The organism is Roseixanthobacter pseudopolyaromaticivorans (genome assembly GCF_043195145.2).
In the GTDB taxonomy this organism is placed as follows: domain Bacteria; phylum Pseudomonadota; class Alphaproteobacteria; order Rhizobiales; family Xanthobacteraceae; genus NCEH01.
On the sequence record NZ_CM195539.1, the window covers coordinates 2,911,643 to 2,937,297 of the forward strand.

Consider the following 25,655-nt stretch of genomic DNA (forward strand, 5'->3'; position numbering starts at 1 on the left):
CCGGCGTCTTTTCCCTTTTTGATCTTGGAATGAGAGCTTATGGCCGCAGCCTCCCAGGCCGCCACCGTCGCGCCGCCCGTCGCAGCAAAGACCTTGGCCCCCGCCGAGCGCCCGGTGGCGCTCACCTGCCGCAATCTCTGGAAAGTCTATGGCGACGGCGCCGCAGCCTTCATGCAGGCGAACGAAACCCCGACCCCCGAGGACATCCGGCAGGCGAGACTGTTTGCCGCCGTGCGCGACGTAACGCTGGAAGTGGGGCGCGGCGAGATCTTCATCATCATGGGCCTGTCCGGGTCCGGCAAATCCACCCTCGTGCGCTGCATGTCGCGCCTCGTGGAGCCGACCGCCGGCGGCGTGTTCTTCGAGCACAAGAGCCTGCTGCGCATGACCAGCGAGGAGCTGATCCAGTTGCGCCGGCACAAGATGGGCATGGTGTTCCAGAATTTCGCTTTGCTGCCGCACCGCACCGTGCTCGGAAATGTGGCCTTCCCGCTGGAAGTCCAGGGCATGGGCAAGGCGGAGCGCGAGGCGCGTGCGCTCAAGGTGATCGAGCTGGTCGGGCTCGGGGAGAAATCCGGCCATTATCCGCGCGAACTCTCCGGCGGCCAGCAACAGCGCGTCGGCATCGCCCGCAGCCTCGCGGTGGAGCCGGACCTGTGGTTCCTCGACGAGCCCTTCTCCGCGCTCGACCCCTTGATCCGACACGAGATGCAGAACGAGTTCCTGCGCCTTCAGCGCCTGTTGTCGAAGACCATCGTCTTCATCACCCACGATTTCGACGAGGCCATCCGCCTCGGTGACCGGGTGGCCATCATGAAGGACGGCGCGGTGATTCAGGTGGGGACGCCCGAGCAGCTCGTGGTCGCTCCCGCATCCGACTATGTTTCCGCCTTCACCAAGCATGTCTCGCGCGCCAAGGTGCTGCGCGTCGGCACCGTGGCGGTGCCGACGTTCGCGGGCGAACATCTCGGCGCCGCCGTGAGCGCCAGCGCGCGCATTGCGGAGATCGCCGCGATGTCCGTGGACAGCACCGCGCCACTCGCGGTTCTGGACGATGCCGGCGCCCTCGTCGGTAAGCTGCAGCGCGCCGATGTCATCGAGGTTCTGGTCAGCGGGGCGCGGGCATGAGCGATGTCGCCGTCGCCCCCGCCCGGCGGGGCATCCGCCTCTCCGTCGGCTGGCTGATCGCCGTCGCAGTGGCGGTGGTGCTGGTGGCACCGCTGGCCGCGCCGAATCTGTTCCAATGGGCGCTGGTCTATCCCACCGCCTGGGTGGTGCCGATCTCCGATTGGCTGCGCGCCTTCCTGTTCTGGCTGGTGCGGGATCTTTCCTTTGGCCTGTTCACCTTCAAGGACATGACGCGCTTCGTCTCCTCCCTCTTCGCGGGGGCGCTGGAGATACCGAAGGCAATCTTCTCCACCGGCTTTACCTTCGGCGAGGGCGGGTTCCACATTCCCCGGCTGTCCTGGGCCGGCATCGTATGTGCCATGGGCATCTGGGGCTACATGCTGGGCGGGGTGCGGCTCGCGGCGCTGGGGGCGCTCGGGTTCGGCTATATCGCGCTGTTCGGGCAATGGGACAGCGCCATGGTGACGCTGTCCCAGGTTGTCCTGGCCGTGGCATTCGGCGTCGCCTCCGGCCTGATGCTCGGCATCTGGGCCTTCCGGACCCCGCGTGCGCAGCCCGCCGTGGTGGCGACGCTGGACTTCATGCAGACGGTGCCCACCTTCGCCTATCTGGTGCCGCTGATCTTCCTGGTGGGCGTCGGCCCGGTCTCCGGCCTCATGGCGACCATCCTCTACGCCATGCCGCCCATGGTGCGCGTGACCATGATGGCGCTGAAGGCCGTGCCGCCGGAACTGGACGAACTCGGCCGCATGACCGGCTGCACCACCCGCCAGGCGCTTTGGAAAGTGCTCGTCCCCTCGGCCCGCGACGACCTGCTGATCGGCGTCAACCAGGTGATCATGCTGACGCTCAATATGATCATCATCGCGGCGATGGTGGGCGCCGGCGGGCTCGGCTTCGACGTGCTCAACGCGCTGCGCCAGCCGAACGGCCTCGGCAAGGGCCTGGAAGCTGGTATGGCCGTGGTGGCGCTCGCGATCGTGCTCGACCGCATGAGCCGCGCGGTGGTCGAACTGCGGCCCGTGCACGGAAGCGCAGCGATTACGCGCCGTCGCTTCTTCTGGGCGGGGCTCATCGCCCTGCTCGGCTTCACGCTCCTGTCGTTCGCCATACCCGAACTGGAGGTCCTCCCGCGCGACTGGCGCGTCTCCACCGGCAGCATGTGGTCGGAAGTGGTGAGTTTCGTGAACACCCATCTGTTCACCACCGCCGAGGCGTTCCGCACCTTCATCCTGCTAAACCTGCTGCTGCCGGTGAAGAAGGCCCTCATCGGACTGCCCTGGCCCGCGCTGATCGCCGTGGTGGGCGCCGGCGCCTGGCGGCTCGGCGGCTGGCGCTTCGCGCTCGGCATGATGGCGCTCATCGCCTTCATCCCGGTGGCCGGGCTCTGGGAGCGCGGAATGACCACCATCTATCTGTGCGGCATCTCAGCGATCCTCGCGATTCTCATCGGCGTTCCGCTCGGAGTGCTCGGCAGCCGCTCGGATCGGCTGCACAAATTCCTCGGCACCCTGTGCGACACGCTGCAGACCATGCCGGCCTTCGTCTACCTGCTGCCGGTCGTGATGCTGTTCCGCATCGGTGATGTCTCGGCCATGGTGGCGATCGTGCTGTATTCGCTGGTGCCGGCGATCCGCTTCACCGACCACGGGCTGCGCCGCGTGCCGCCCAGCCTCACCGAAGCGGGGACGATGGCCGGCTGCACGCCCATGCAGCGCCTGCTGAAAGTGGAGCTGCCCTATGCTCTGCCCGAGATCATGCTGGGAGTGAACCAGGTGATCATGATGGCGCTGAGCATGCTGGTGGTCTCCTCCTTCGTCGGCACCAACGATCTCGGCAAGCAGATCCAGGTGGCCATTTCCCAGGCCGATCCCGGCAAGGGCCTCTCGGCCGGCCTCGCCATCGCCTTCCTCGGCATTTTGACCGACCGCATGATCGGGCGATGGGTGGCGGCTCGCAAGGCACAGATGGGGCTGGTGTGAACGCTGCGCCTCTTCCTCGGGTGCGGGCACCTGCTCGCACCCGTCGATCCGGGCCGCGCTCCGGTTATATTATTGTCAGCCTTGTTTGATCTATTCGCGGGCGACGCGAAACGACAGCCAGATCGCGTGTATGGACGGATTCAACCATGCCGCATGATGTCAACGGTGACCTGAACGGATTTGATACCAAGACCCTCACCACGGTCCGCGACAGCGAGTTCCTCCTCCAGCGCGGCGACAGCTTCTCGAAGATCAGCACATTCCTCTATAAAACGGACCTGTTTCCCCACCCGCCGCAGATTTCCGACGCGGCCCAGGGACGGCTCGGCAATTGCTTCCTGCTGTCCGCCCTCAACAGCATCATCCAGATTGATCCAACGCTCATTTCGGGAATGATGAAGGATCTGCGTGGGGGAAGTGTCGTTGTTCGACTGTATGACGACAACGGGGCGCCCGTTTTTTACAAGTTTGAGAAGACTTACGTTACTTTCAGCTCTGGTTTTCTGAAGCGCAGCGGATTGCAGCATCACAACGCCTATTGGGTCTACATGATTGAGAAGGCCTTTGCCTGGGCGCGCATCAGCAAGGCGAAGCGTAATGGCAAAACGCTGGAATATCGCGAAGCGCTCGACGGTGGCGAAGCGAAAGAATCGTTCCGCATTTTGCTCGGCGATAAGTCCGCATCAGTCCTTAGAATCTACAGCTCCACCGTCAATGACGATATTGATTCGCCCTATTACACGCTGAAGGAAGTTCTGCGGATCCCGCTTTCGCAGTATGAGAGCAAGAATCCTGTCACCCGCGCGAATGCGAATTTCTATCTCGACCGAATATTCGGCACCAACAACATCAAGGATTGCACGAACTTCCTGAAATATATCGCAAACAGCACGATTCACGATGATTTCGTCACACACTTCAAGAATGCCAACTTCTTGCGGCGCGATGATGTGATTGAGTTCGTGAACAATCGCTTCCCCAACCTCGATAAGTCCGCCGCTCTTGCCCTGACGACCTATGTGCAGAAGAATTTTTCCGGAAAACGAGGCACCGGGCTTTATTCCTGCCAGGATGAGCTTCTATTTACCCAAATACAGGCTGCGCTTCAAAAGAAGGCATTCATAACAGCCTCTACAAACATCAAGATCGGACGGGAAGATCCAAATTCAAGCACCACGCGGGGCCTTGCGGAGAACCACGAATATCAAGTTTTTGGCGCCTGTATCGACGATACCACGCAATTGCGCTTCGTCATGCTGCGCAATCCTTGGATTAAGGATGTGCGAACTTATGATGCCAAGGTCAAAACCGTAACCAACGCCAGTGGGAACCAACAGAACGTCACTGTTCTCTCGGCGCGTCAGGTGCGCGAGATTTCCAATGTCGATGCCTATTGCAACAAGGTCGGTAAGCTTGAACACGGCGCCTTCTTGCTGGAAATCACCGACCTAGCCAAGCGTTTTCAAAAGATCACGATTTCCAACGGCCCGGTCAAAGCGCCCACCGCCTGAAACGACATCGCGGCCTCCCGCGCTCTGTCTTCTCTCGTCTCAGCTTATCTGATGGGAAGGGTAACCTTCGCTTCCCCCGGAACATCCAAATCTTTGTCGAAAATTTTCGTTACACACTTGCTGCAGCTTCCGTAAAGCGTTCCTGTATGCGTGCGACGCGCATTTGCCGCCATCGTCGAATTCCCGCATTTCGTCAAATCGCATTCCGCTCCCCATTTACCTTAACGAACAGCCTCAACTTTCAACTAGAGACTGCAAAAACTTAGCCTTCAGCCGCAAGGAATGGAGTCATTTGCACCCCTTCGGTGAACCGTAGAGGTATCTGCTCAAAATCGGGGCTTCCGAGCCTCGGCAGAAGGTCACGAGCGAACATCAGCAGGTTGAAATGTGAATTCAAACCTGCTGTGAAAAGCGAACGTCGAACCACCTTAAGCCGCTTAGCTCTTGGGAGCCGCGTTCATGAATGGATCTCGTGCCCTCGCGGCCATCGCCGTGCTTGTTCTGTCGATTTCAGCGGTCACGCTCATTGTGGGGCATGGTGCTTTTGCTGGGGAGACGAGGCACACTCAAAGCACTTCTAGCCCGCCATCGCCACAAGATGCCGTGAGTTTGGTGCCGCTTTCCGAGGCGGACGAGACGAGCTCGAAGCAGAGCGGCTGCATGTTTCTGTTTAGCGTTCCTCCCAAGGATTATGTCCAACTGATCGACGGGGAGCTGATGTTCCGCACGCTTTCGGGACTTCATGTTTGCCACATCGCGAATGCCGACGCGTTCATGGATGCAAGAGAAGCCGCAGTTTGCGATGGGATCAGCCTGAAGCTTCGTCGCACAGGGAGCATCAAGCATCACCCCGCCAGCGACAGCAGCACCGGGCCGGCGCAGCTATCGAGCGGCCAAGGCGGCGTTTCGCGGATCCTGCGCGGCACCTGGGGCGTTGCGTGCTGAGGATGATGGCCCGGAAGCGGGTCATGTGACAGGGGTCCCGAACACGCGCCCAGGCGCCGGATACGGCTGCCGTTCGGGCTGACGAGCACATGCAAGCCGCCGCCATCGAACAGCTTGTAGGCTTTGTCCTTCGGCTTGGCGTTGCGAAGCGCGAGGTCGGTGAGCGACCTGTGTAGGCATCTCTTTTGTAGGCACGAGACCGATGCCTACGAACGTGCCTACAAATCGATGAGATGCAACGGGAGAGCGAGATACGCCACGACCCCTTGAAAGGGGTTCAAGCCGTTGCTCTTAAATGAATTTGAAGCTTTGCGAGACGCTCTGAGAAGAGCGAATGGTGCCCAGGAGAGGACTCGAACCTCCACGGCCGTTAAGCCACTGGCACCTGAAGCCAGCGCGTCTACCAATTCCGCCACCTGGGCTCGAAGGCCTTGGCCGTCGAGAGGAGGCGAGACATAAGGGGGGAGGTCCCGCCTTGTCAACGCCTTCCAGGCGGCTTGCGAAGAAAGATTGCCGGATCAGCGTTCGTGCGGTGGATAACTTTCCGCCGGGCCCCTCCCCAAGCCGCCTCAATGGCTAAGGGCACTGATTTCGGGCCGAGGGGCCGACGCCTTTCGCCGGCCCCTCGTTCTGCCCGACGCGGGCACCGGGCGGAAGGGGACTGCCCCGCCCGGTGCTAAGCGCCTCAGCCGTTGGTGAAATTGGGCGGGCGCTTTTCCGAGAAGGCGGCCATGCCTTCCTTCTGATCCGCCAGGGCGAACTGGGCGTGGAAGACCCGCCGCTCGAAGCGGATGCCTTCCGACAGTGTCGTCTCGTAGGAGCGGTTGACGCTTTCTTTGGTCATCATGGCCACGGGCAGCGACATGGCGGCGATTGTGGCGGCGACCTTCAACGCCTCGTCCACGAGCTCGGCAGCCGGCACGATGCGCGAGACGAGCCCTGCCCGCTCCGCCTCTTCTGCCCCCATCATGCGGCCGGTGAGGCACATTTCCATGGCCTTAGCCTTGCCGACGAAGCGCGTAAGCCGCTGGGTGCCGCCGGCGCCGGGCATGACGCCCAGCTTGATCTCGGGTTGCCCGAACTTAGCCGTATCCGCCGCCAGGATGAAATCGCAGCTCATGGCGAGTTCGCATCCGCCGCCGAGTGCAAAGCCGGCCACCGCCGCGATCACCGGCTTGCGTGCCCGCGAAAGACGCTCCCAGGAGGTGATGAAATCATCCAGGTACGTGGCGGGATAGCTGAAGTCCTTCATCTCCTTGATATCGGCCCCGGCAGCAAAGGCGCGCTCGGAACCGGTGAGGACCATGCAGCCGATCTCACGGTCCGCCTCGAACAGGTCCACCGCCGTGTTCAGCTCGCTGATGATCTGCGCGTTCAGCGCGTTCAGCGCCTGCGGCCGGTTCAGCCGGATCAGGCCGACGCGGCCGTGGGTCTCCACCAGGATGGTCTCATACGCCATTCTTCATCCTCCCTCACGCGCGGGCTTAAAGCGCACGCGCGCCCCATGCTGTAGCACTCAAGCGAGAGGTGCCCAATGCCCGGAACAGCCTGCCTTCCTGACGGATTTGGCCAGGCGAGGAACACCGCGCAGGAGCTCAGCGCTGGCACATGGGACAGAAGAAGGTCGAGCGCGCGCCTTGCACCAGGCGCTGGACCGTGCCCTTGCAATGGCGCGTCGGGCAAGGCTGGCCCTCCCGGTCATAGACCCGGAAGGCGTGCTGGAAATACCCCAGTTCCCCATTGACCTGCCGATGGTCGCGCAGGCTCGATCCGCCGGCCTGTATGGCCTCGCGCAGCACGTCCCGGATCGCCATCACCAGGCGCTCGCCGCGCGCGGTCGGGCCACCGGCCGTCGTGGCGAGAGTGGTGGCGAGGCGCCTGGGGGACAAATGGGCGCGATGTAGCGCCTCGCAGACGTAAATATTGCCAAGCCCCGCAACCACTTTCTGATCCAGCAGTGTCGCCTTCAGATTGGCGCGCCGCCCCGCGCACACCCGCGCCAAATGCGCGGCGTCGAATAAATTGCCGAGCGGCTCAGGGCCGAGATTGCGCAGCAGCGGATGGCTCTCCAGCCGATCATAGGGCACCAGCAGCATCGCGCCGAAGCGTCGGGGATCGTTGAAAGTCACGGTGGCGCCGCTGGAGAGGTGGAGCACCACATGGTCGTGCGGGCCCGGTTCGCCGCGCGGATAATGAAACACGCCGGGCCGGCGCACATTGTCGCCGCCCTCGATGCGGATCGAGCCCGACATGCCGAGGTGCACCACAAGCACTTCGCCGCCGTCGAGGTCCGCGAGGAGATATTTGGCCCGCCGGCCCACGGCTTCGACACGCCGGCCTGCGAGGCGTTCGGCGAAGCTCTCCGGCAAGGGCCAACGCAGATCCGGCCGGCGCGCTTCCGCGGATTCGATAACGGCCCCCTGCAACACCGGCATAAGACCGCGGCGGACGGTCTCCACCTCGGGTAATTCGGGCATTTCTTCCTTTACACTCCGCGGCGCCGGTCTCCCAGTCATCCGCCTCGATTCGTAACGCTCCTATGAAGCTACCTACGCGGCACGACGACGCAAGGTGCAATCTTGGCTGCTCACACCCGCACGCGTGCGTTCATTCCGCAGCGCCGTGCAGCCCAAGACGGGGGGAAGATCGCACCGCGGCAGGGCTGGGCGCGATGGCGGGCGCCTCTGCGCGGGGGTCCGTACCGTCCCCATCATTTTGCCCAACGGATCGGGCCGGCGGACTCGGCGGAACCTCGAATTCGAGCTGCTCCAGCCGGTTTCCGCGCTTGGCGATCTTGTCGGCAGAAATCAGCACCTTCGATACATCGTCCCCGACCTGGCCGAAGTGACGGGAAAGTTCGCCCACCCGCTCGCGCAGGCGCCCGACGTCCGAAACCAGGGCGCCCACTTCGGCGCGAATACGATCCGCCTGCTCGCGCATGCGCGCGTCCTTGGAGATGGCCTGGACGAGCTGGATCGCCAGCATCAGCAGCGAGGGCGAGACCAGCACCACGCGCACGCGAAAGGCGCGCTGGACGATATCGTCGAAATTCTCGTTGATTTCAGCGTAGACCGACTCAGACGGCACGAAAATCAACGCGATATCCTGCGTCTCTCCCGGCAACAGATAGCGTTCCGCCACATCGTTGACGTGCTTCATCATGTCCTGCGTCAGACGCGCTCCAGCAAGCTTTCGTATCTCAGGCGTGGGGGCCTCGCGGAAGGCGGTGACGGCCTCCAGGGGAAATTTGGAATCCACCAGCAGCGGGCGGGTATCCCCCGGCAGGAAGATCGCGCAGTCCGGCCGCCGGCCGTTGGACAGCGTGTGCTGAAAGGCGAAGCTGCCCTTGGGCAGTCCGTCGGCGACGATCGCCTCCATGCGCGCCTGCCCGAAGGCGCCGCGCGCCTGCTTGTTGGACAGCGTCTCGCGCAGCGAAATGACCTGGGACGACAGATCCGTCAGGCTTTTTTCGGCCTTCTCCACCATCACCAGCCGCTCGGCCAGCTTGGTGAGGCTTTCATGGGTGGCGCGAGCGGAGGTGTTGAAACTCTCGCCGAGCCGGTGGGAGGTGGAATCGAGCCGCTCGGAAACCGCCCGCGCCAGCTCGCTCTGCCGCTGGGCCAGCACTTCCGCCATGGTCTGGACCCGGCCCGAGGTTTCCGCCTGGATTCGCGCCAGATCGCGCAGCCGCGCTTCCATCTCCAGGGCCCGCGCCGCAGCCTCGTCCGCCTCCTCGGCCCGCTGGCGCGCGGTGCGCCGGGACGCGAAAAGCATGAGCAACAGCAAGAGGAAAACGCCCGCTGCAATTGCTGCGAGGGCGGCCCCAGCGGTTATGGGTTGACCTGCGAGGAAAAACAGCACGTCGCTCATCAGCTTCCATAACCCGATTCTTGCACCGAACAAAGCGCGAACATGTTGACGCCGCGCGGACCTTCGCCTATCTGCGTTTTATGTCCATACGCCCCATCCTCATCATCCCGGAACCCAAGCTGCGGCTCATCTCCGAACCGGTCGCCAAGATCGATCACGAGGTGAAGAAGCTGGTCACGGACATGTTCGAGACTATGTACGACGCGCCCGGCATCGGGCTCGCGGCGGTACAGGTGGGCGTGATGCGGCGCGTGGTGACCATCGATGCCACGCGCGAAGGCGAGGAGAAGAAGCCTCTCGCCCTGATTAATCCGGAAATTATCGCCTTTTCGGACGAACTTTCGGTTTACAGCGAAGGCTGCCTCTCGATCCCGGAATATTATGAGGAGGTCGAGCGGCCGGCGCGGGTGACGGTGCGGTTCCAAACCCTCGAGGGCGCGACCGTCGAGACCGAGGCGGACGGCCTGTTCGCGACCTGCATCCAGCACGAGATCGACCATCTCAACGGCGTGCTGTTCATCGACCACATCTCCAAGCTTAAGCGCGACCGTGTGACGAAGAAGTTCGCCAAGGCCGCCCGCCGGGAGGCCGAGGGCTGAGCGGCCGGAGCCGAGCGCCCGCGCGTTCCGCATTGCCGCGCCCCCACCCCTTGCCCTAAAACGCGACGCCGCGCTGCCCCTTGCGCGCGGCCCAAACCACAGCTTGCCGCAGCGCCCGGCGCGGGGCGGCGGCGGAGACCAGTGTGATGCGCATCGTGTTCATGGGCACGCCGGACTTCGCGGTGCCGACCCTCTCCGAGATCGTCGCGCGCGGCCATGACGTGGTCGCCGTCTACACCCGCGCGCCCGCCCCCGCCGGCCGGCGGGGGCTCGACCTCACGCCCTCGCCCGTCCATGCGGTGGCCGAAAAGTTCGGCCTGCCGGTCTTCACCCCCAAGACCCTGCGCACCGAGGAAGCCGCGGCGCAGATGCGCGAGCTGAAGGCCGACGTGGCGGTTGTGGTCGCCTACGGGCTGATCTTGCCCCAGCCGATTCTCGACGCGCCCGAACTCGGCTGCCTGAACCTGCACGCCTCCCTGCTGCCCCGCTGGCGTGGAGCGGCGCCGATCCAGCGGGCGGTCATGGCCGGAGACACGGAAACCGGCATCGCCGTGATGAAGATGGAAGCCGGGCTCGATACCGGCCCGGTCGGGCTGCTGGAGCGTGTCTCCATCGGCCCGGACATGACCTCTGGCGAACTACATGATGCATTGATGGTGCTCGGCGCCGACCTCATGGGGCGGGCGCTGGCGGCGCTGGAGCGCGGCGGACTGCACTTCACGCCCCAGAGCGAGGAGGGTGTGCTCTACGCCGCCAAGATCGCCAAGAGCGAAGCGCGCATCGATTGGAGCCGGCCGGGGCGCGAGGTGCACAACCAGATTCGCGGCCTCTCCCCCTTCCCCGGCGCCTGGTTCCCGCTGGGCGCGGACGAGGCGCGCGTGAAGGTGCTGCGCGCCACCCTCGCCGAAGGCGCCGGCGCGCCGGGCACTGTATTGGACGACGGCCTCACCATCGCCTGCGGCGAAGGGGCGGTGCGGCTGGTGCAATTGCAGAAGGCCGGCAAGCAGCCCATGGGCGCGGAGATGTTCCTGCGCGGCAACGCGCTGTCCGCCGGCACGCGGCTCGGCTGAACCCGTGCCCCGCTACAAGCTCATCATCGAATATGACGGCACCGCCTTCGCGGGCTGGCAGATGCAGGCGGACCTGCCCACCGTTCAGGGCGTGCTGGCGGAGGCGGTGGAGCGGCTGACGGGGAGCAAGACCCACGTGGCCGGTGCCGGGCGCACCGATGCGGGTGTGCATGCCACGGGACAGGTGGCCCATGTGGATCTCGCCAGGGATTGGCGCCCGGATGTGGTGCGAGATGCGCTCACCGCCCATCTGCGGCCCCATCCGGTGGCGGTGCTCGCCGCCGAGCGGGTGGCGGAGGATTTCGACGCGCGCTTTTCAGCGACCAAACGGCATTACCTCTACCGTATCGTGAACCGCCGTGCCGACTTGGCCCTGGACCGGGACCGGGCGTGGCGCATTCCCCAGAAGCTGGATGCGCAGGCGATGCATGTCGCCGCCCAGCGCCTGCTGGGAAATCACGATTTTACCACCTTCCGTGCCGCCGAGTGCCAAGCCGCCTCTCCGGTGAAGACGCTGGACCAGCTCGATGTGGTGCGCAGCGGAGACGAAATCCGCGTCACCACCTGCGCCCGCTCGTTCCTGCACCATCAGGTGCGGTCCATGGTGGGATCCCTGCTGCGGGTTGGTGAAGGGCGTTGGAGCGCGGACGATCTCGCCGACGCCCTCGCCGCCTGCGACCGCCGGCGCTGCGGCCCCATGGCGCCCGCCGCCGGTCTCTATCTGGCAGCCGTGAGCTATTGAGCGGGGCACCCCATCCCTCCGCCTTGTGTGCGACGCGGAGCAGATCTGCAAACACGGCCTGAGCCGGGCGGAACAAGAAGGCCCGGTCCGCATTTATCTCATTCAAGAGGCTGAAGATGTCTGTTCCGCCTCAGGTGCGTGAGACCATGATGAACTTCAGCCTGCCCCTTCTCGACCGGACCCTCCTGCGGCGCAGCGGTTTCCATGCGCGCGCAAGCGTGCGCGATACGGACTTCGTCGTCGCCCGCGTGGCCCATGCCGCCCCGTCCAATTGGCTGTTTTTCGACGGCGAGGAGACGGTGGATACGGCCAAGGGCGCGCCGGTCATTATTCCGGGCGCTGCCTTTTTCGTCGACGAGGCCTGGCCGTTCCGCGACAGCGGTGCCGCGCAGGCGCAGGCCAACCGGCTGAATGCCTTCGCCCCCGGTCATGGGGATCTGTGGCGGGCGGTGTCGGTGCGCGACCTCGCCGAGGACTAGGGTTAATATCCGGGCAACAAAAAAGGCGGGCCTAGCCCGCCTTTTTCTATTGAAGAGACCCGCTCAGATGGCGGCAGTCATCCACTGCACCAGCTTCGCCTTGGGAGCGGCGCCGACCTGGCGGGAGGCGATCTTGCCGTCCTTGAACAGAAGCAGGGTGGGAATCGACATGATTCCATACTTCGAAGCCGTCTCGGGATTCTCGTCCACGTTCAGCTTCACGATCTTCACCTTGCCGGTCAGCTCGCCGGACACTTCATCGAGGATCGGGCCGACCATGCGACAGGGGCCGCACCATTCGGCCCAGAAATCCACCACAACAGGCTCGCCGGACTTGAGGACGTCCTGTTCGAAACTCTGATCAGATACTTTTTCAACGGCCATGGCACACCTCGAAGGGGGCGAAGGGGGAATCCCGATATGGCTCCAACGTAGGTAGCCCCTCCCCCTCCCGTCAAGGCAAGTCGCGCCCTCGTGACCACTGCCCCAGGGTCACAGATCCGCGTTGCGCGCCAATGCGGCGGCAAGCGCCTCGGGCGGCAGGGAATGGATCACCGGCCCGCGCGTATAGACCACCATGGCCTCCACCGCTTTGCCAGGAAAAGCGCGCCGCAGCACCTCGCCATAGATCGCCAGTTGGGAAACATAGGCGCCGCCGACCTCTTCCCACCGGCGCGGGGGCACCGAATCGGTCTTAAAATCCGCAAGCACGATGCGGTCGGGCCTCACCGCCAGCCGGTCGATGCGCCCGGAGACCGACATCAACCTGCCGCCCTGCGCACGCCAACGGCCGACAATGGGCACTTCCGCCACGCTTCCCTCGCCGAACAGCTCCGCGAGCTCCGCATGGTCCAGCACACCCTGCGCCTCGGCCGCGAGGGCGTCGTGGATCTCCGCCGGCAGGGCAGAGGCGACATGCCGCAGAAGCTGGCGGCCGGCATCGCCCCGCATCGCCGGCTCAAGACCTGCCAAGCCGGCCAGCAGGCGGTGGACGAGATCGCCCCGCAGGATCGGATCCAGTCCGTCGCTCTCGGCCGCAGCGCGCTGCCTGGGCGGCCGCGGAGCTTGTTCTGCCGCACGGGAGGGCCGCAGCGGCGCGACATGCAAAGGCACAGCAGGCAACGGACTGGCTTGGAGGAAGGCGACGCCTGCACCTCGCCCCGCTTCCTTTTCGCCCGCAGCAGACGAAACCGCCGACGAAGGCGCGGCACGGGCGGGCGCGAAGCCCTCGCCCTTGCGCCAGCGTAGCACCGGGCCCTGGGCATAGGGCGCCTCCACCTCCACGGCCTCGTCGGCCAAGGCGTCGCGCACGAGATCGTACCAGCAGCCCTCCGGGCGCGCGTGCGGCTTGTCCTTGCCGGGCAGGCGCGTCTCGGCGCCGCAGACGATCACCGCATCCTCCGCCCGCGTCAGCGCCACGTAGAGCAGCCGGCGATATTCCTCGCGCTCGCGCTCCAGCGCCGCGCCCCGCGCGAGGCCGAGCACCGCGGGGCCGTCGTCCTTACGCCCGGCGAGGATGGGGACGATGCCGCCCGCCCCGTCCGGTACCGGCAGCAGGCCGCCGGCCGTGCGCGCCTTCGGCACGTCCACCGTATCGGCGAGGATCACGATCGGCGCCTCCAGGCCCTTGGCGCCGTGCACGGTCATGACGCGCACTTCGTCGCGCCCGCTTTCCATGTCGCGCTTGGTCTCCGCGCCGCCGCGTCGCAGGAAGGCGAGGAAGCCGGCGAGCGTCGCCGGCTCGGTGCTCTCATAGGTGCGCGCGAGCGCCATGAACTCGTCCAGCACGTCCGCCGCTTCCGGCCCGAGGCGCGCGAGCATGGCACGGCGCCCGCCGTCGCGGCCGAGCACGCGGGCGTAGAAATCGAACGGCCGCAGCAGCGGGGCTTCCCCGCGCCATGTCTCCAGCCGCGCCGCCGCCGCGCCCCAATGGGGAAACCGCCCCGCCGCCCCGGCCAGAGCGTCGCCGAGCCGCCCGGCGCGGGGCGGGCAGAGTATGATCAGGTCGTCATCGGTGAAGCCGAACAGCGGGCTTTTCAGCGCGCTGGCCAAGGCGAGGTCGTCGTCCGGCGAGAGCAGCGCATCGCCCAGCGCCATCAGATCGAGCGCGGCGATATGGTCGGCGATCACGAGCCGGTCGGCGCCGGCCACGTCCACGCCGGGGCCGGCGGTCTTCAAAGCGCGGATCACCGCCTCGAACAGGCGCCCGCGCCGGCGCACCAGAACCAGCACGTCGCGCGCCTGCATGGCGCGGCCCTCGCGCGAGGGAATGGCGAGGCGCTCCTCGATGCCCGCCCGCACGAAGGCGGCGATGCGCTGGGCGAGCTGGTTCACCGGGTCGTCGGCGGGCACCGCATCGAGCGGCCGGCGCCAATCGTCCACCTTGGGCTTGGGGGCCGGCACGGTGGTGGGCCACACCTCCACCAGGGAGGGCGCATCGGCGCGGATGGCGGCATGGACGGGCGGGGCATTATCGCCCGTGAGGCCCCGCCGCGCCGCCTCGGCGGCGAAGATGCGGTCCACCGCCTCCAGCACGCCGGGCGCCGAGCGGAAGGAATGGGGCAGGCGCACGTTGCGGAAATCCTGCGGCCCCGCCGCGCCGGCGAAGCGCGCGTGCATGTCGCCGAAGGTGCGCGGATCGGCGCCCTGGAAGGAGAAGATGGACTGCTTCTCGTCCCCCACCACGAACAGGGTGCGCGTCAGCCCCTCGCGGGCGCCCTCGCCGGAGAAGAAATCGGCGATCAGCCCCTCGACCACCTTCCATTGCTCCGGGCTCGTGTCCTGCGCCTCGTCCACCAGCACATGGTCGATGCCGCGATCCAGCTTGAAATGCACCCAGGAGGCGGGCACCCGGTTCAACAGCTCGGCGGTACGGCCGATCAGATCATCGAAATCCAGCAGGCCGCGCTGGGCCTTCTCGCGCGCATAGCGGCGGCAGGCTTCTGCGCCCAGGGTCAAGGCGGCATCGGTCCGCGCCAGGGTCTCCACCGCGCGCAGGCGGTCCAAAAGGCCGGCGATGCGCTCTTTTTCCGCGTCCAGCCGGCCGCACAGCGCGGGATAGGCGGTGCGCAGCCCCTTCGTGAGAAAGCGTGAGGCGGCACGCGGCTCGTATTTGTCGGTGAGGAAGACGCCGAGATAAGCCGGCAGCGCCTCCGCCTCGGAACCGGCGGTTGCGGCAAGCGCAAGCTGTTCGCCCAATGCCTGATCGGTCTTTGCTCCTTCGCGCAGACAGGCGGCGATGCTCGGCCATTCGCTGCGCGGCACATGCGGGCTCGCCAGCATCTCCCGCCGCACCTCCTCGGGGGACTGCTCCGGCGCTACGCCGAGCACCCGCGCCACCGCCGCGCGCCGCGCGTCTGCGTCGCCGCCCAGCGGCTCGATGAGCGCGCGCGCATCCACCGCCGCCTCCAGCAGCGCATCGACCCCGGCATCCGACAGGCTCTCGATGAGGGCGGACAGCGCCTGCCCCAGCCGACCGGCGGGTGCGCCGGTCGCCTCCACGATCAGCGCGGCACGGATGCGCGCCATGAGATCGAGCCGGCCGGCATCGTCCAGCTCGGAGAAGCCCGCCGCGACCCCTGCCTCGAACGGAAAGCGATGCAGCAGCCCGCCGCAGAAAGCGTGGATGGTCTGGATCTTCAAACCGCCCGGCGTCTCCAGCGCTGCCGCGAACAGACGCCGCGCCCGCGCGCGCAGATCGCCATTGGGCGGGCGGTCATCGATGCGCACCAGCTCGGCATCGAGTTCGCGATCGCCCAGGCCCACCCAGCGGCCGAGAATGTCCAGCACGCGGTTCGCCATATTGGCGGCGGCCGCCTTGGTATAGGTCAGGCAGAGGATGCGGCCCGGCGGGGTGCCGGAGAGCAGCAGGCGGATCACCCGCTGCGCCAGCACATGGGTTTTGCCCGAACCCGCATTGGCCGAGACCCAGGCCGAGGTGTGCGGATGGGAAGCTTCCCCCTGGCGGCGGGTGGCGTCCGCCTTTGCGGCATTGGCGATCTGCGCGGTTTCGCTCACGCCTCGCCCTCCTCGCCGCCGCCGAGCGCCCATTCGCGCACCCGCGCCAGATGATCGTAAGCCCCGAAGCGCCCCTGCCATTGGGGCGCGGCCAGCGCGCGATAGCCCTGGTTCGGATCCTCGAAGGCGAGCAGAAGCTCGGTCAACCGCGCCAGCGCATCCTCGGCCATCTGGGTGGCGGTGGTCTCCTTGTGCACGCCGGGCTTCTCGCGGCCGGGCTCGGCGCCGCCCTTGAGCTCCACATAGCGAAAATCCTCCACCTCGGCCGCCGGCACATTCCTGAATGCGCCGCGCGCCGCCATGGCGGCTTCCAACGGCAATTGGGGCGAGAAGGTCGCGCCCTGGCGCGTGCTTGGTACGGAGCCGGTCTTGTAGTCAAGAATGGACAATCGCCCGTCCGTGCGCAGCTCGATGCGGTCGGCTCGGCCGGTGAGGCGGAACGGCCCGCGCGTCAGCGCGATATCCAGGCGGCCGGAGACTTCCGGCACCACCCGGCGCAGCCCCGCGCGGCGCTCGCGCTCAAAGGCCACCACCCAGCCGGCGACCCGCTCGAACCGTGTCCACCACACCGCATGTTCGGCCGGATAGACTGCGAGCGGCGCGAATGCGGCCCGTCCATGGGCCAGAAGCTGGTCGAGCGCGTCCGGCGGCAAATCCTCGGGAAAGGCGGCGGTGAAGGCTCCGAGCGCCTCGTGGAGCGCACTGCCCCGCTCCGCGCCCCCCGGCGTGGCATCCAGCGGGTCGAGCGGCCGCAGGCGCAGCACGTGGCGCGCGAATATGGAATAGGGATCGCGCAGGAAGGTCTCGATCTCCGTGACGCTGAGCTGGCGCGGCCGCAACTCCAGCGGCGGGGCGGGCGCCGGCTGCTCGGCGCGCGGCACGCTCGGCCCCTGGTCGAGCGAAGCTGCTGCAAGCCGCCAGCCCTCGCCGCGCGCCCGCACCACCGCCCAGCGGTCCTTGCCCGCCACGGTGGCGAGCCGCTGCAGAAAGCGGGAAGCGACGGTCTGCGTGCCCGCGACCTTGCCGGGATAGGTCAGGATCACCTCGCGCGCGCCGAACCCCTGCACGAAATCGTGGGCGGACAAGCCGATGCGCCGTTCCGGCAAGTCGAGCCCCAATTCGCTGCGCATGGGCCGGCTCAGCCAGGGGTCGGTGCGGGTCTGCGGCGGCCATGCGCCTTCCACCAGCCCGCCGAGAATGATCCGGTCCACATGGACCAGGCGCGCCTCCAGCGGGCCGAGAATGCGCACCTGCTCCTGCGCCTGGCGGGGCGGACGCACCATCTGGTCGGCGAACAAAGCGGTGACGGTCTCGGCATAATCTTCAAGCCGCAGCGCCGGGCCGTCAGCGGCGCCGGCGGCGATCTCCTCGAAGGCGTGGGCGAGCGCGGCAGACGCCGGGTCCGCATCCGCCGGGTCGAACGGTCCGGCCATGGCCTCGACGGCCGCGCGATGGGCGGCGACCAGATCCGGCAGCGGGGCCTTTCCCGTGCAGGCGAACAACGGCGCCAGCGCCGCGCCGAGCCGCGCCACCAGATCGGAGGCCGCCGCGAGGCCCGCATCATCGACCCGGCGGCGCGGATCGCCCTCGCGCAGGGACGCAGGATCGAAGGCCGTCACCGTCGCCGCCAGCCCGGCGATGCCGGCGCGCGGGCGCGGCCCCCGCAAGGCGACCAGCTCCAGCGCCGCCACGGCCTCACGCTTGGCGTCGGCCTCAAGGCCGAACCGCGCCAAGGGATGGGTCAGAAGGGCGAACAGCGGCCCCGGCGCGCAGGCTTCCGCCGCCGCCCGCGCCACCAAGCGCGCCAGCCGGCCGGGCGCGGTTTCCGCCAGCGGCACGCCGGCGGAATCGTCGATGGAAATGCCGAAGCGGTTCAATTCGGCCGCGACCCTTCGGGCAAGATCCCGATCCGGCGTCACCAGCGCCGCCGTCTCGCCGGGACGCTCCAGCGTATCGCGCAGCACCAAGGCGATGGCAAGCGCCTCCTCGCGCGGATCGGCGGCGGCGATCAGGGTCAGCCCCTCCAGAGCCGCGTCGCGTGCGGCGTCCGGCAGGCGGGTCGCGAGCGAGGTCCAGCGGTCAGTGGTTTCCGACTGCCGCATGGCTTCGCTCAGCAGCCGCTCGCGCCCGTCTCGCGCCCGCGGCCCCAGCTCCATGACGTCGCGCCGCGCGACGCCGAGCAGCGGCAGCAGATGGGCAAGGCCGTATTGCGGATGGTCGGGCGCCAGCGTCGCCGGCGCGGTGAGCATCGTGAAGGCGTCGTCTTCCGCGTCGAGATCGAGGCCCGGCAGCACCACCGCGCCCTGGGGCAAGCGGGCGATGGCGGCCAGCAGCCGCGCGGTGGCGGGAAGCGAGCCGGTGGAGCCGGCGGCGATCACCGGCCCCGCCGCGATCCCGAGCCGGGCGAGGCGGGATGCTTCCGCCCCCACCAGCACGTCGCGCCGCACCGCCGGCTCCACCAGTTGCAAAGCATCCAGGTGCGCCAACCAGGCGCGCCGAGCGATGCGCAGGAAATCCAGGCTGATTTCGAAGTAACGGTCGTGCTCTTCCGGCGCCAGGCCGTCGAGTCGCTCCCAGGCGACACCGGCCGTGCTCATCTGGTCGAACAGGCGGCCGAGTTCATCCGCGAGCGCGACGGTCGCCGCCGGGCCCGCCGCCACCGCCGCCTGCCCCGCCCCTTCGGCCAAGGCATCGCGCCAGCGCTCCACCAAAGCGGCGAGCGCCACCCGCCGGTGCACGCTCGCCACCGCGCGCGGCGGCGCGAGCAGGGGTGCTTCCTCGGCGAACACGAGCGCGTCCTCGTCCACATCGCCGAGCGGCACGATGCGCGGCAGCAGCAGCGCCTCTCCACCGCTCGCCTCCAGCAAGGCGTCCGCGAACATGCGCCCCGCGCGCCGGGTGGGCAGATAGAGCGTGGCCGACGCGAGCGCCAGGGGATCCCCGCGTGGCGCGAAGCCCGGCACCAAGTCCCCATCCAGCAAGGCGCGCGCCAGCGTGGGCAGGAACGGCGCCGAAGTGGGGATGGAGAAAACCCGTGTCATGAACACCCATGAAAGCGCGACGGCCGGAACGCGCCCTCACCTTTCACGCTGGGGCAGCGAGTCGCAAGCGGGGCGCGGCGGCGCGGGATGGGGGCGCAGCGTGTCCAAGCGGCTATCGCGCCGCGCTCATGGATTGGAGCACCGCCTCGCTCGGCCAGCAATCCACCTTGAGCCCGGCGGATTTCTGATAGGCACCCAGCGCCGCGCGGGTCAGCATACCGGCCTTGCCGTCGATCTTATCGCCATAGAGGCCGATCCGCGTCAGATGCTTCTGCATCGCCTCCACCGCGGTCGTGCGCATCTGCGTGGACGCCGCCCAGGGGGTCGCGAACGGCTGCGGAGTCACCATGCGATCGGACAGATGGCCGACGAACAGCACATAGAGATCGGAGAAATTATACTGCTTGATCACGAAGTAATTCTTCGTGGTGAGGAACGAGGGGCCGTAGATCCCCTCGGGCTGGAGCAGCGAGGCGGGCTGCCCGAGCTCGGCGGACGAGGGCGAAGCCCCGCCCACGGGCACGAAGCCCGCGCGCAGCCACTCGCCCATCGGCCGCTGGACCTCGGGGACCCCAAGCGTGCAATCGGCGTTGGCCGGCGCGCGCACCTCATAGGCCCAGCGCAGGCCCGGTTGCCAGCCCTTGTCGGCCAATTGCTTGGCGGCGGAGGCCAACGCGTCGGGCACTGAATGCCAGATGTCGACCCTCCCGCTGCCGTCCAGATCGACACCGTGCTTGTAATATTCGGACGGCAGGAATTGCGTCAGGCCCGTGGCGCCGGCCCAGGACGAGCGAAACTCCTTGCGCGTCACCGCGCCTTCGTCGAGGATTCTCAGCGCGAGAATGAATTCCTCGCGATACTGATCCTTGCGCCGCCCCACATAAGCCTGCGTTGCCACCACGCGCAGCGTGTCATAGGGGTCGGTATAGCGGCCGAAATCAGTCTCTCGGCCCCAGATCGCGAGCACCATGGTGGCCGGCACGCCGAATTGCCGTTCGATCTGGTCGAGCGCGGCGCGGTGCTTCTGCATCAGCCGCTGCCCTTCCACAGCCAGCCGCGCGATGGTGGCCTCCTTCACATAGTCCGCCGGCACCTGGACGAATTCGGCCTGCGCCCGCGCCCCGGTCACGGGCCGCCCCGGCAGGGCGAGGTCGGGCAGCTTGTAGTCCGGTTCGAGGCCGCGCGTTTCGCGCTCGAACGTCGCGCGCGAAACCCCGGCCGCCTGCGCCTCGGGCCAGAGCGAGGCGATGAATTGCGCGAAGGCAGCATCCGCCGCATGGGCGATGGATGGCAGGCCCAGAGCCACGGCCAGCAGGGCGAGAAGGATGATGCGGCAAGCTGATTGCACGGAACCGCTCATTCCTTGGGATCCAGATGATGCATGGGCAAGGCTAGCACGCAGCGGTCCGATCGTGAACGCCGCGGGGAGCCAGCCGGCACGCCGCACGGTTCCAAGGATTAGTCGCTCGAGCGGCGGATCGCCTCTTCCGCGGCGGGAATCGCGTCGGGAGTGCCGACATGCATCCAGAGGCCTTCCAGCCGCAGGCCGAACAGGCGCCCCGCCTCGCCGGCGCGATCGAAGATGGCATTGAGCGAGAACGGCCCCTGCGGCGCGCCCTCGAACAAAGCGGGCGCGAGAATGCAGGCGCCGGCATAGATGAAGGGCGCCACCATGCGCTCGCTGCGGCGGGCGAGCCGGCCCTCGGCGTCCATGGTGAAATCGCCGGTGCCGTCATAGCCGATGGAGAGCGCGCTCGCCGCCACCAGCAGCAGCGCGTCCATGCGGGCGGGATCGAACTGGTGCTGCAAACGCACCAGGTTCGGCGTCACGCCCTCGATCCAGATGGTATCGGAATTGATCACAATGAACGGTGCATCCCCGAGCAGGGGCAGCGCGTTCTTCACCCCGCCGCCGGTATCCAGCAGAAGGCCGCGCTCGTCGCGGATGTGCAGGTGGGGCGGCGCGGTGCGGGTCGCGAGGTGCGCCTCCAGCAGGTCCGCGTGGTGATGCACGTTCACCACCGCGTCGCGGATCTCCGCGGCCTCCAGCCGGTCGAGCACGTGGTCGATCAGCGGGCGTCCCGCGACCTTGACCAGCGGCTTGGGAATGGTCTCGGTGAGCGGACGCATGCGCGTGCCCATGCCGGCGGCGAGCACCATGGCTTTTTGAACGGTCGTCACGTCTGAAGGTCCTTAGATGGCAGAACAGCCTCGTACCACATGCGCAACGAACCGAGTTCCTGATGCCCGAGACAACGCGCAAGGTAGCGCCTAACCCGAGGAAGATGACGCAGATATTGCGGTTTCCCGTCGCGCTGGTGGAGACGGGTGAAAATTCCGAGAATCTTGGTCGCCCGCTGCGCGCCCATCAGCGCATAGAGATGGGTGAAGGCGCGCGCATCGAAGGTGGGATCCACCTCGCGCCTTTGCGCCACATAATGGCCGACGAGATGCAACTCGAGGGTCTCGGGAATATCCACCCGCGCGTCCTGGGCCAGGGACGCGAGGTCGTAGGCCGCCGGCCCCAGCACAGCGTCCTGGAAATCGATCAGCCCCATGCGCTGGAGCCCCTCGCGCTGCGGCAGCCAGATCAGGTTCGGGGAATGGTAGTCGCGCAGCACCCAGGTCTGCGGCTCGTTGAGCACCGGGCTCAGGGCATTGCGCCAGAGCATCAGGAATTCGTCGCGCACCACCGCATCGGCGCGCACATTGCGGAACGGCAGATACCAGTCGAGCATCAGTTCCAGCTCGATCAGGAACGCCTCGACCCCATAGACCGGCAGCACGTATTCGCTTTGCGGAGCGATGTGCAGCACGTGCGGCAGCGCGCGTGTGTGCAGGGCAGCCAGCACCTCCGCCGCGACCTCATAACGTTCCTTGATGGGCTCGGGCGGACTTCCGCCGAGAACACCGCCGTCACCGAGATCCTCGATCACCAGCAGGCCCCGGTCGAGGTCGGCGGCATAGATCTGCGGCGCGGAGAAGCCTTGCGCCCGCAGGCCCCGCGCCACGGCAACGAAGGCACGCACGTCCTCCGCCAGATGGGCAAGGCGGCTGTATGGCAGACCGCGCCGGATCGGCGGGCCGTCGGGCCGGCGCGGCGCGTTCATCAGCACCGCCGAGCGATCCGGCAGCACGAGGCGCGCATAGGAACGGCTCGAGGCATCGCCCTGCATAAAGCGCCGCTCCGCCGCGCCGAAGCCGGAGGCATCGATCAACAGTTCCGACACGTGGAGGCGGTCCAGACGCTCGATGAATTCCCCGCTTCCGGACAGGATTACCCGCCGCCCCTCCGGGCCGAGATCCGGCGCGAGATCAAATTCCAGGATCAACCGGTCAGCGGCGAGACGCTCGGCCGCCCGGTCGGGCCATTCGACGATGACGATGGCATCGGCGGAAAGTTCATCCCAGCCGAGTTCGTCCAGTTCGTCCGGGTCCTCGACGCGGTAGAGATCGGCATGGACCACCTTCACCCGCGCGAACTCATAGCCCACGAGGACGGAGAAGGTGGGGCTCGGCACCTCCAGCAGCGGATCATCCGCAAGCACCCGCACCAGGGCACGGGCGAAGGCTGTCTTGCCTGCGCCGAGATCGCCGCGCAACGCCACCAGATCCCCCGGCGCCAGCCAGGGCGCAAGCAGCGCCGCCAACTGGCCCGTCGCCTGCAGATCCGAAAGGTCCATGCGGAAGGCATTGGGGAGGCCGGGAACACGGGAAATCAGGGGGCTCATTCCGCAGCCTCATCGCGGCGCGCCGCCGCAAGGGGAAACCGGCACACGGCGCGCGCGCCGCCGCCCTCGGCCGTGGCGAGCGAGACGGAGCCACCGTGCAATTCCATGAACGAGCGCACCAGCGAGAGGCCGAGGCCCACCCCGCCGTGCTCGGCGCCGGCGCCATGGGTTTCGAACCGCTCGAACACCTTGCCCGCGATCTCGCCCGAAATGCCCGGCCCCTGGTCGCGCACCTCCACGTTCAACGCGCCCTCGGTGCGTCGCGCGCTCAGCGTCACGACGCCGTGGGGCGGCGAGACCGCGATGGCGTTGGACAGCAGGTTGAACAGGATCTGCCGCACCCGCCGCCGGTCCGCCGTGAAGGTACCGATCTCGGCCGGGGCGTCGATCTGCAGGCTCACCTGCCGTTCGGCCAGGAGGTCGCGCACCGCCTCGCCCACCGCTTCCAAGGTCGCGCGCACGTCCACCTCGCCGAGATCGAGCGCCATGGCCCCCGCATCGATGCTGGCGAGGTCCAGAATGTCGTCGATCAGGGCGCGCAGCGCGTCCGAGGACTGGCGCACATGGTCGAGGAATTCCAGCTGCTTGCCGTTGAGTGGGCCGACGCTCGGCTCGCCGAGCATGTGGGAATAGCCGATCAGCGTGTTGAGCGGCGTGCGCAGATGGTAGGAGACATGGCGGACGAACGCATTCTTCAGCGCGTCGGCGGCTTCCAGCGCCTCGTTGCGCTCGATCAGCGCCCGCTCCACCTTCACGCTGTCGGTCACGTCTCGGAAGGTCACGAGCGTGCCGCCGTCGGGTAAGGGCTGGGCGGCGCCGTCGAGCACCAGCCCGTCCACGCGCTCCATGCGCAGATGGGTGCCGCTGCGATGTTCGAGCGCCGTAACCACGGCGCGGATGCGCGCCCAGCTGTCGAGGTCGGCATGGAGCGGCCGGCACATGGCGGCGACCGCATCGATATGCGGCTTGTCGCTCAGCGCCTGGGCGCTCAGCGACAAGAGCGACAGGAAGGCGTGGTTGTGAAGCCGCAGCTTGCCGTCGCTGCCGAACACGGCCACCGCCTCGGCCAGTTCGTCCAGCGTCTCGCCCTGGATGCGGATCAGGCTGTTGTAGCGGCTCTCCAGCGCCATATGTTCGGAGACATCCTCGAACAGATAGGTGATGCCGCCCTCGGCATTGGGGGTGACCACCACGCGCAGCATCTGCCCGCCCGGCAGGTGCCACCAATCGTGGATCGGCTCCAGCGCCCGATAGGCCTCGCGCAATTGCTCGCGCCAGGCGCGGAAGTCCGCCTGCTCGGGCACCTTGCGGGCGGTGCGCAGGGTCTCGAGGATCTCGCTCTCGGTGGGGCGCGTGTCGAGGAACGCGGCATCCAGGCCGAACAGGCCCTCATAGGCGGAATTGTGGAACGCCAGGCGCTCGTCGGCGCCGAACATCACCACGGCGGTGGCCAATTGGTCGAGCGTACGGCGATGGGCGGCGATGGTATGCGCCACCTCGGCGCGCGCCGCCTCCGCCTCCGTGATGTCGATGGCGAGGCCGCCGGCGCCGGCGGGGTCGTCCACCTCCAGCACCTCCAGCACGCGCCTGTGCCCGCCCACCACGAGCCGCGCCCGCGTCTGATAAGGCTTGCCGTCCCGGCGCGTGGCAGCGGCCGATTCCCGTGCGCTGAGGTCCAGCAATTCCATGCCGCGTCCCACCGCCTCCTCGGGCGTGGGCGCGCCCACGGCTTGGGCGAAGGCCGAATTGGTCCGCATCAGCGCACCGGCCTTGTTGCGCAGCCAGACGGGAAACGGTGCGGCGGCGAACAGGGCGGCAAGGATGCCGCGCGCGGTATCCTCTTCCTGCACGCGCTCGGCCTGCGCCCCCGCCATGGGCGCGGTCCGCACGCTCAGCATGCGGCTGCCGTCGTGGGCGCGGCCCTCGGCGATCCAGTGGGCGCCGTCGGGGCCGGTCAGCGGAAGCGTGAAGGCGCGCCCCTGCCCGCGCAGGGCTTCCAGCGGCGCGGCAAGCGCGGCCGCGGCCGGTGCACCGAGCCAGGGTGCGAAATCCAGCCGGACCAGATCTTCCGAGGGCTTTCCGCCGGAGGGGATCTGGCGGTCCAGCACGGCTGCGGCGCCGAGCAGATGGGGCAGCGGGTCGCCCACCACCCAAAGCACGGTGCCGAGCGTATCTCCGGCAAGCAGGCTCTTCACCGCATAGGCATCGGCCCGCGCGTGCGCCGCACTGCGCAAGGCGGCCTTTTCGCTGCGCGAGATGCGCCCGAGCCAGAAACTGCACGCGACGGCCATCACCACCGCAGCCGCAAGCCCACCGATGCCGAGCGCACTCAGCAGCACCACATTGGAATCGAGATTGCCAAATGCCGCTGCGGAGGCGTGAGCCGTGCCGCCCGCCAGCACCGAACCGCACAGGAGGCCGCGGGCAAAGTGGCGGAGGGAAGCCCGGCGGAAGGTCCGGGCCAGAAGCGGCGCCCGAGGCACGGGCGCCAGTGCACGCACGGCCGATCGCGCGCGCGCCGAAGCAACGCCTGCGGCCTT

Annotated in this window: 18 protein-coding genes and 1 tRNA gene; 8 read left to right on the forward strand and 11 right to left on the reverse strand. The window is 67.4% G+C overall.

What is annotated here, in order from left to right; all coding sequences use genetic code 11:
• The first annotated feature begins 39 nt into the window (after positions 1-39).
• The 4 genes from V5F68_RS14000 (at position 40) to V5F68_RS14015 (ending at position 5,566) form a co-directional block, all read left to right on the forward strand.
• Complete coding sequence (locus tag V5F68_RS14000; protein WP_394013143.1) at positions 40-1,128, forward strand: quaternary amine ABC transporter ATP-binding protein; 1,089 nt, start codon at positions 40-42, stop codon at positions 1,126-1,128.
• Positions 1,125-3,110, forward strand: a complete 1,986-nt coding sequence (locus V5F68_RS14005; RefSeq protein WP_394013144.1) for an ABC transporter permease — start codon at positions 1,125-1,127, stop codon at positions 3,108-3,110. The genes V5F68_RS14000 and V5F68_RS14005 overlap by 4 nt, the downstream gene beginning before the upstream one ends.
• Positions 3,111-3,256: 146 nt before the next feature.
• Positions 3,257-4,621 carry a C2 family cysteine protease gene (locus tag V5F68_RS14010; RefSeq protein WP_394013145.1) on the forward strand — a complete coding sequence of 455 codons (1,365 nt, stop codon included), beginning with the start codon at positions 3,257-3,259 and terminating at the stop codon, positions 4,619-4,621.
• A gap of 459 nt (positions 4,622-5,080) precedes the next feature.
• Positions 5,081-5,566, forward strand: coding sequence for a hypothetical protein (locus V5F68_RS14015; RefSeq protein WP_394013146.1), 486 nt, complete (start codon positions 5,081-5,083; stop codon positions 5,564-5,566).
• A 335-nt stretch (positions 5,567-5,901) separates the two neighbouring features.
• Here the strand turns inward: V5F68_RS14015 and V5F68_RS14020 are convergent.
• From V5F68_RS14020 to V5F68_RS14035, 4 genes are all read right to left on the reverse strand, one after another.
• Positions 5,902-5,988: transfer RNA gene (locus tag V5F68_RS14020), tRNA-Leu, on the reverse strand.
• Between the two features lie 263 nt (positions 5,989-6,251).
• On the reverse strand, positions 6,252-7,025 hold the full coding sequence (locus V5F68_RS14025) for an enoyl-CoA hydratase (RefSeq protein WP_394013147.1): 774 nt from the start codon (positions 7,023-7,025) through the stop codon (positions 6,252-6,254).
• A 136-nt stretch (positions 7,026-7,161) separates the two neighbouring features.
• Positions 7,162-8,043: a bifunctional DNA-formamidopyrimidine glycosylase/DNA-(apurinic or apyrimidinic site) lyase gene (mutM, locus tag V5F68_RS14030; protein WP_394013148.1), complete on the reverse strand. Its 882-nt coding sequence runs from the start codon at positions 8,041-8,043 to the stop codon at positions 7,162-7,164.
• A 130-nt stretch (positions 8,044-8,173) separates the two neighbouring features.
• Positions 8,174-9,436 (reverse strand): DNA recombination protein RmuC, encoded by a 1,263-nt coding sequence (locus V5F68_RS14035; protein ID WP_394013149.1) that lies wholly within the window; start codon positions 9,434-9,436, stop codon positions 8,174-8,176.
• Between the two features lie 80 nt (positions 9,437-9,516).
• On the opposite strand from V5F68_RS14035, the gene def reads away from it, so the two are divergent.
• The 4 genes from def (at position 9,517) to V5F68_RS14055 (ending at position 12,326) form a co-directional block, all read left to right on the forward strand.
• Entirely contained in the window at positions 9,517-10,035 is a 519-nt protein-coding gene (def, locus tag V5F68_RS14040) for a peptide deformylase (protein WP_394013150.1), read from the forward strand.
• A gap of 146 nt (positions 10,036-10,181) precedes the next feature.
• Positions 10,182-11,105, forward strand: a complete 924-nt coding sequence (gene fmt / locus V5F68_RS14045) for a methionyl-tRNA formyltransferase (RefSeq protein WP_394013151.1) — start codon at positions 10,182-10,184, stop codon at positions 11,103-11,105.
• Between the two features lie 4 nt (positions 11,106-11,109).
• The gene (gene truA / locus V5F68_RS14050) at positions 11,110-11,847 is read left to right on the forward strand and encodes a tRNA pseudouridine(38-40) synthase TruA (RefSeq protein WP_394013152.1); all 738 of its coding nucleotides are present in this window, start codon (positions 11,110-11,112) and stop codon (positions 11,845-11,847) included.
• 116 nt (positions 11,848-11,963) lie between these two features.
• The gene (locus V5F68_RS14055; protein WP_394013153.1) at positions 11,964-12,326 is read left to right on the forward strand and encodes a hypothetical protein; all 363 of its coding nucleotides are present in this window, start codon (positions 11,964-11,966) and stop codon (positions 12,324-12,326) included.
• Between the two features lie 63 nt (positions 12,327-12,389).
• Here the strand turns inward: V5F68_RS14055 and trxA are convergent, their stop codons facing one another.
• From trxA to V5F68_RS14090, 7 genes are all read right to left on the reverse strand, one after another.
• Positions 12,390-12,710: a thioredoxin gene (gene trxA / locus V5F68_RS14060; protein ID WP_348847818.1), complete on the reverse strand. Its 321-nt coding sequence runs from the start codon at positions 12,708-12,710 to the stop codon at positions 12,390-12,392.
• 108 nt (positions 12,711-12,818) lie between these two features.
• A complete protein-coding gene (gene addA / locus V5F68_RS14065) occupies positions 12,819-16,343 on the reverse strand; it encodes a double-strand break repair helicase AddA (RefSeq protein ID WP_394013154.1) in 3,525 nt (1,174 codons plus the stop codon).
• The gene (gene addB / locus V5F68_RS14070; RefSeq protein WP_394013155.1) at positions 16,340-19,384 is read right to left on the reverse strand and encodes a double-strand break repair protein AddB; all 3,045 of its coding nucleotides are present in this window, start codon (positions 19,382-19,384) and stop codon (positions 16,340-16,342) included. The genes addA and addB overlap by 4 nt, the downstream gene beginning before the upstream one ends.
• A 112-nt stretch (positions 19,385-19,496) precedes the next feature.
• Positions 19,497-20,744, reverse strand: a complete 1,248-nt coding sequence (locus V5F68_RS14075) for a lytic murein transglycosylase (RefSeq protein WP_394013156.1) — start codon at positions 20,742-20,744, stop codon at positions 19,497-19,499.
• Positions 20,745-20,842: 98 nt separating this feature from the next.
• Positions 20,843-21,544, reverse strand: coding sequence for a nucleotidyltransferase family protein (locus V5F68_RS14080; protein ID WP_394013480.1), 702 nt, complete (start codon positions 21,542-21,544; stop codon positions 20,843-20,845).
• A 17-nt stretch (positions 21,545-21,561) separates the two neighbouring features.
• Positions 21,562-23,115 carry a tRNA (adenosine(37)-N6)-threonylcarbamoyltransferase complex ATPase subunit type 1 TsaE gene (tsaE, locus tag V5F68_RS14085; protein WP_394013157.1) on the reverse strand — a complete coding sequence of 518 codons (1,554 nt, stop codon included), beginning with the start codon at positions 23,113-23,115 and terminating at the stop codon, positions 21,562-21,564.
• Positions 23,112-25,616, reverse strand: a complete 2,505-nt coding sequence (locus tag V5F68_RS14090) for a PAS-domain containing protein (protein WP_394013158.1) — start codon at positions 25,614-25,616, stop codon at positions 23,112-23,114. The genes tsaE and V5F68_RS14090 overlap by 4 nt, the downstream gene beginning before the upstream one ends.
• Between the last annotated feature and the right edge of the window lie 39 nt (positions 25,617-25,655).

Excerpts from the sequence above, each read along its gene's own strand:
- V5F68_RS14015 (WP_394013146.1), top strand. The coding sequence starts at position 5,081 with ATGAATGGATCTCGTGCCCTCGCGGCCATCGCCGTGCTTGTTCTGTCG.
- V5F68_RS14080 (WP_394013480.1), bottom strand. The coding sequence starts at position 21,544 with ATGGTGCTCGCCGCCGGCATGGGCACGCGCATGCGTCCGCTCACCGAG.
- fmt (WP_394013151.1), top strand. The coding sequence starts at position 10,182 with ATGCGCATCGTGTTCATGGGCACGCCGGACTTCGCGGTGCCGACCCTC.
- addB (WP_394013155.1), bottom strand. The coding sequence starts at position 19,384 with ATGACACGGGTTTTCTCCATCCCCACTTCGGCGCCGTTCCTGCCCACG.
- V5F68_RS14025 (WP_394013147.1), bottom strand. The coding sequence starts at position 7,025 with ATGGCGTATGAGACCATCCTGGTGGAGACCCACGGCCGCGTCGGCCTG.
- V5F68_RS14010 (WP_394013145.1), top strand. The coding sequence starts at position 3,257 with ATGCCGCATGATGTCAACGGTGACCTGAACGGATTTGATACCAAGACC.
- V5F68_RS14005 (WP_394013144.1), top strand. The coding sequence starts at position 1,125 with ATGAGCGATGTCGCCGTCGCCCCCGCCCGGCGGGGCATCCGCCTCTCC.
- def (WP_394013150.1), top strand. The coding sequence starts at position 9,517 with ATGTCCATACGCCCCATCCTCATCATCCCGGAACCCAAGCTGCGGCTC.
- V5F68_RS14055 (WP_394013153.1), top strand. The coding sequence starts at position 11,964 with ATGTCTGTTCCGCCTCAGGTGCGTGAGACCATGATGAACTTCAGCCTG.
- V5F68_RS14000 (WP_394013143.1), top strand. The coding sequence starts at position 40 with ATGGCCGCAGCCTCCCAGGCCGCCACCGTCGCGCCGCCCGTCGCAGCA.
- V5F68_RS14035 (WP_394013149.1), bottom strand. The coding sequence starts at position 9,436 with ATGAGCGACGTGCTGTTTTTCCTCGCAGGTCAACCCATAACCGCTGGG.
- trxA (WP_348847818.1), bottom strand. The coding sequence starts at position 12,710 with ATGGCCGTTGAAAAAGTATCTGATCAGAGTTTCGAACAGGACGTCCTC.
- V5F68_RS14075 (WP_394013156.1), bottom strand. The coding sequence starts at position 20,744 with ATGAGCGGTTCCGTGCAATCAGCTTGCCGCATCATCCTTCTCGCCCTG.
- tsaE (WP_394013157.1), bottom strand. The coding sequence starts at position 23,115 with ATGAGCCCCCTGATTTCCCGTGTTCCCGGCCTCCCCAATGCCTTCCGC.
- mutM (WP_394013148.1), bottom strand. The coding sequence starts at position 8,043 with ATGCCCGAATTACCCGAGGTGGAGACCGTCCGCCGCGGTCTTATGCCG.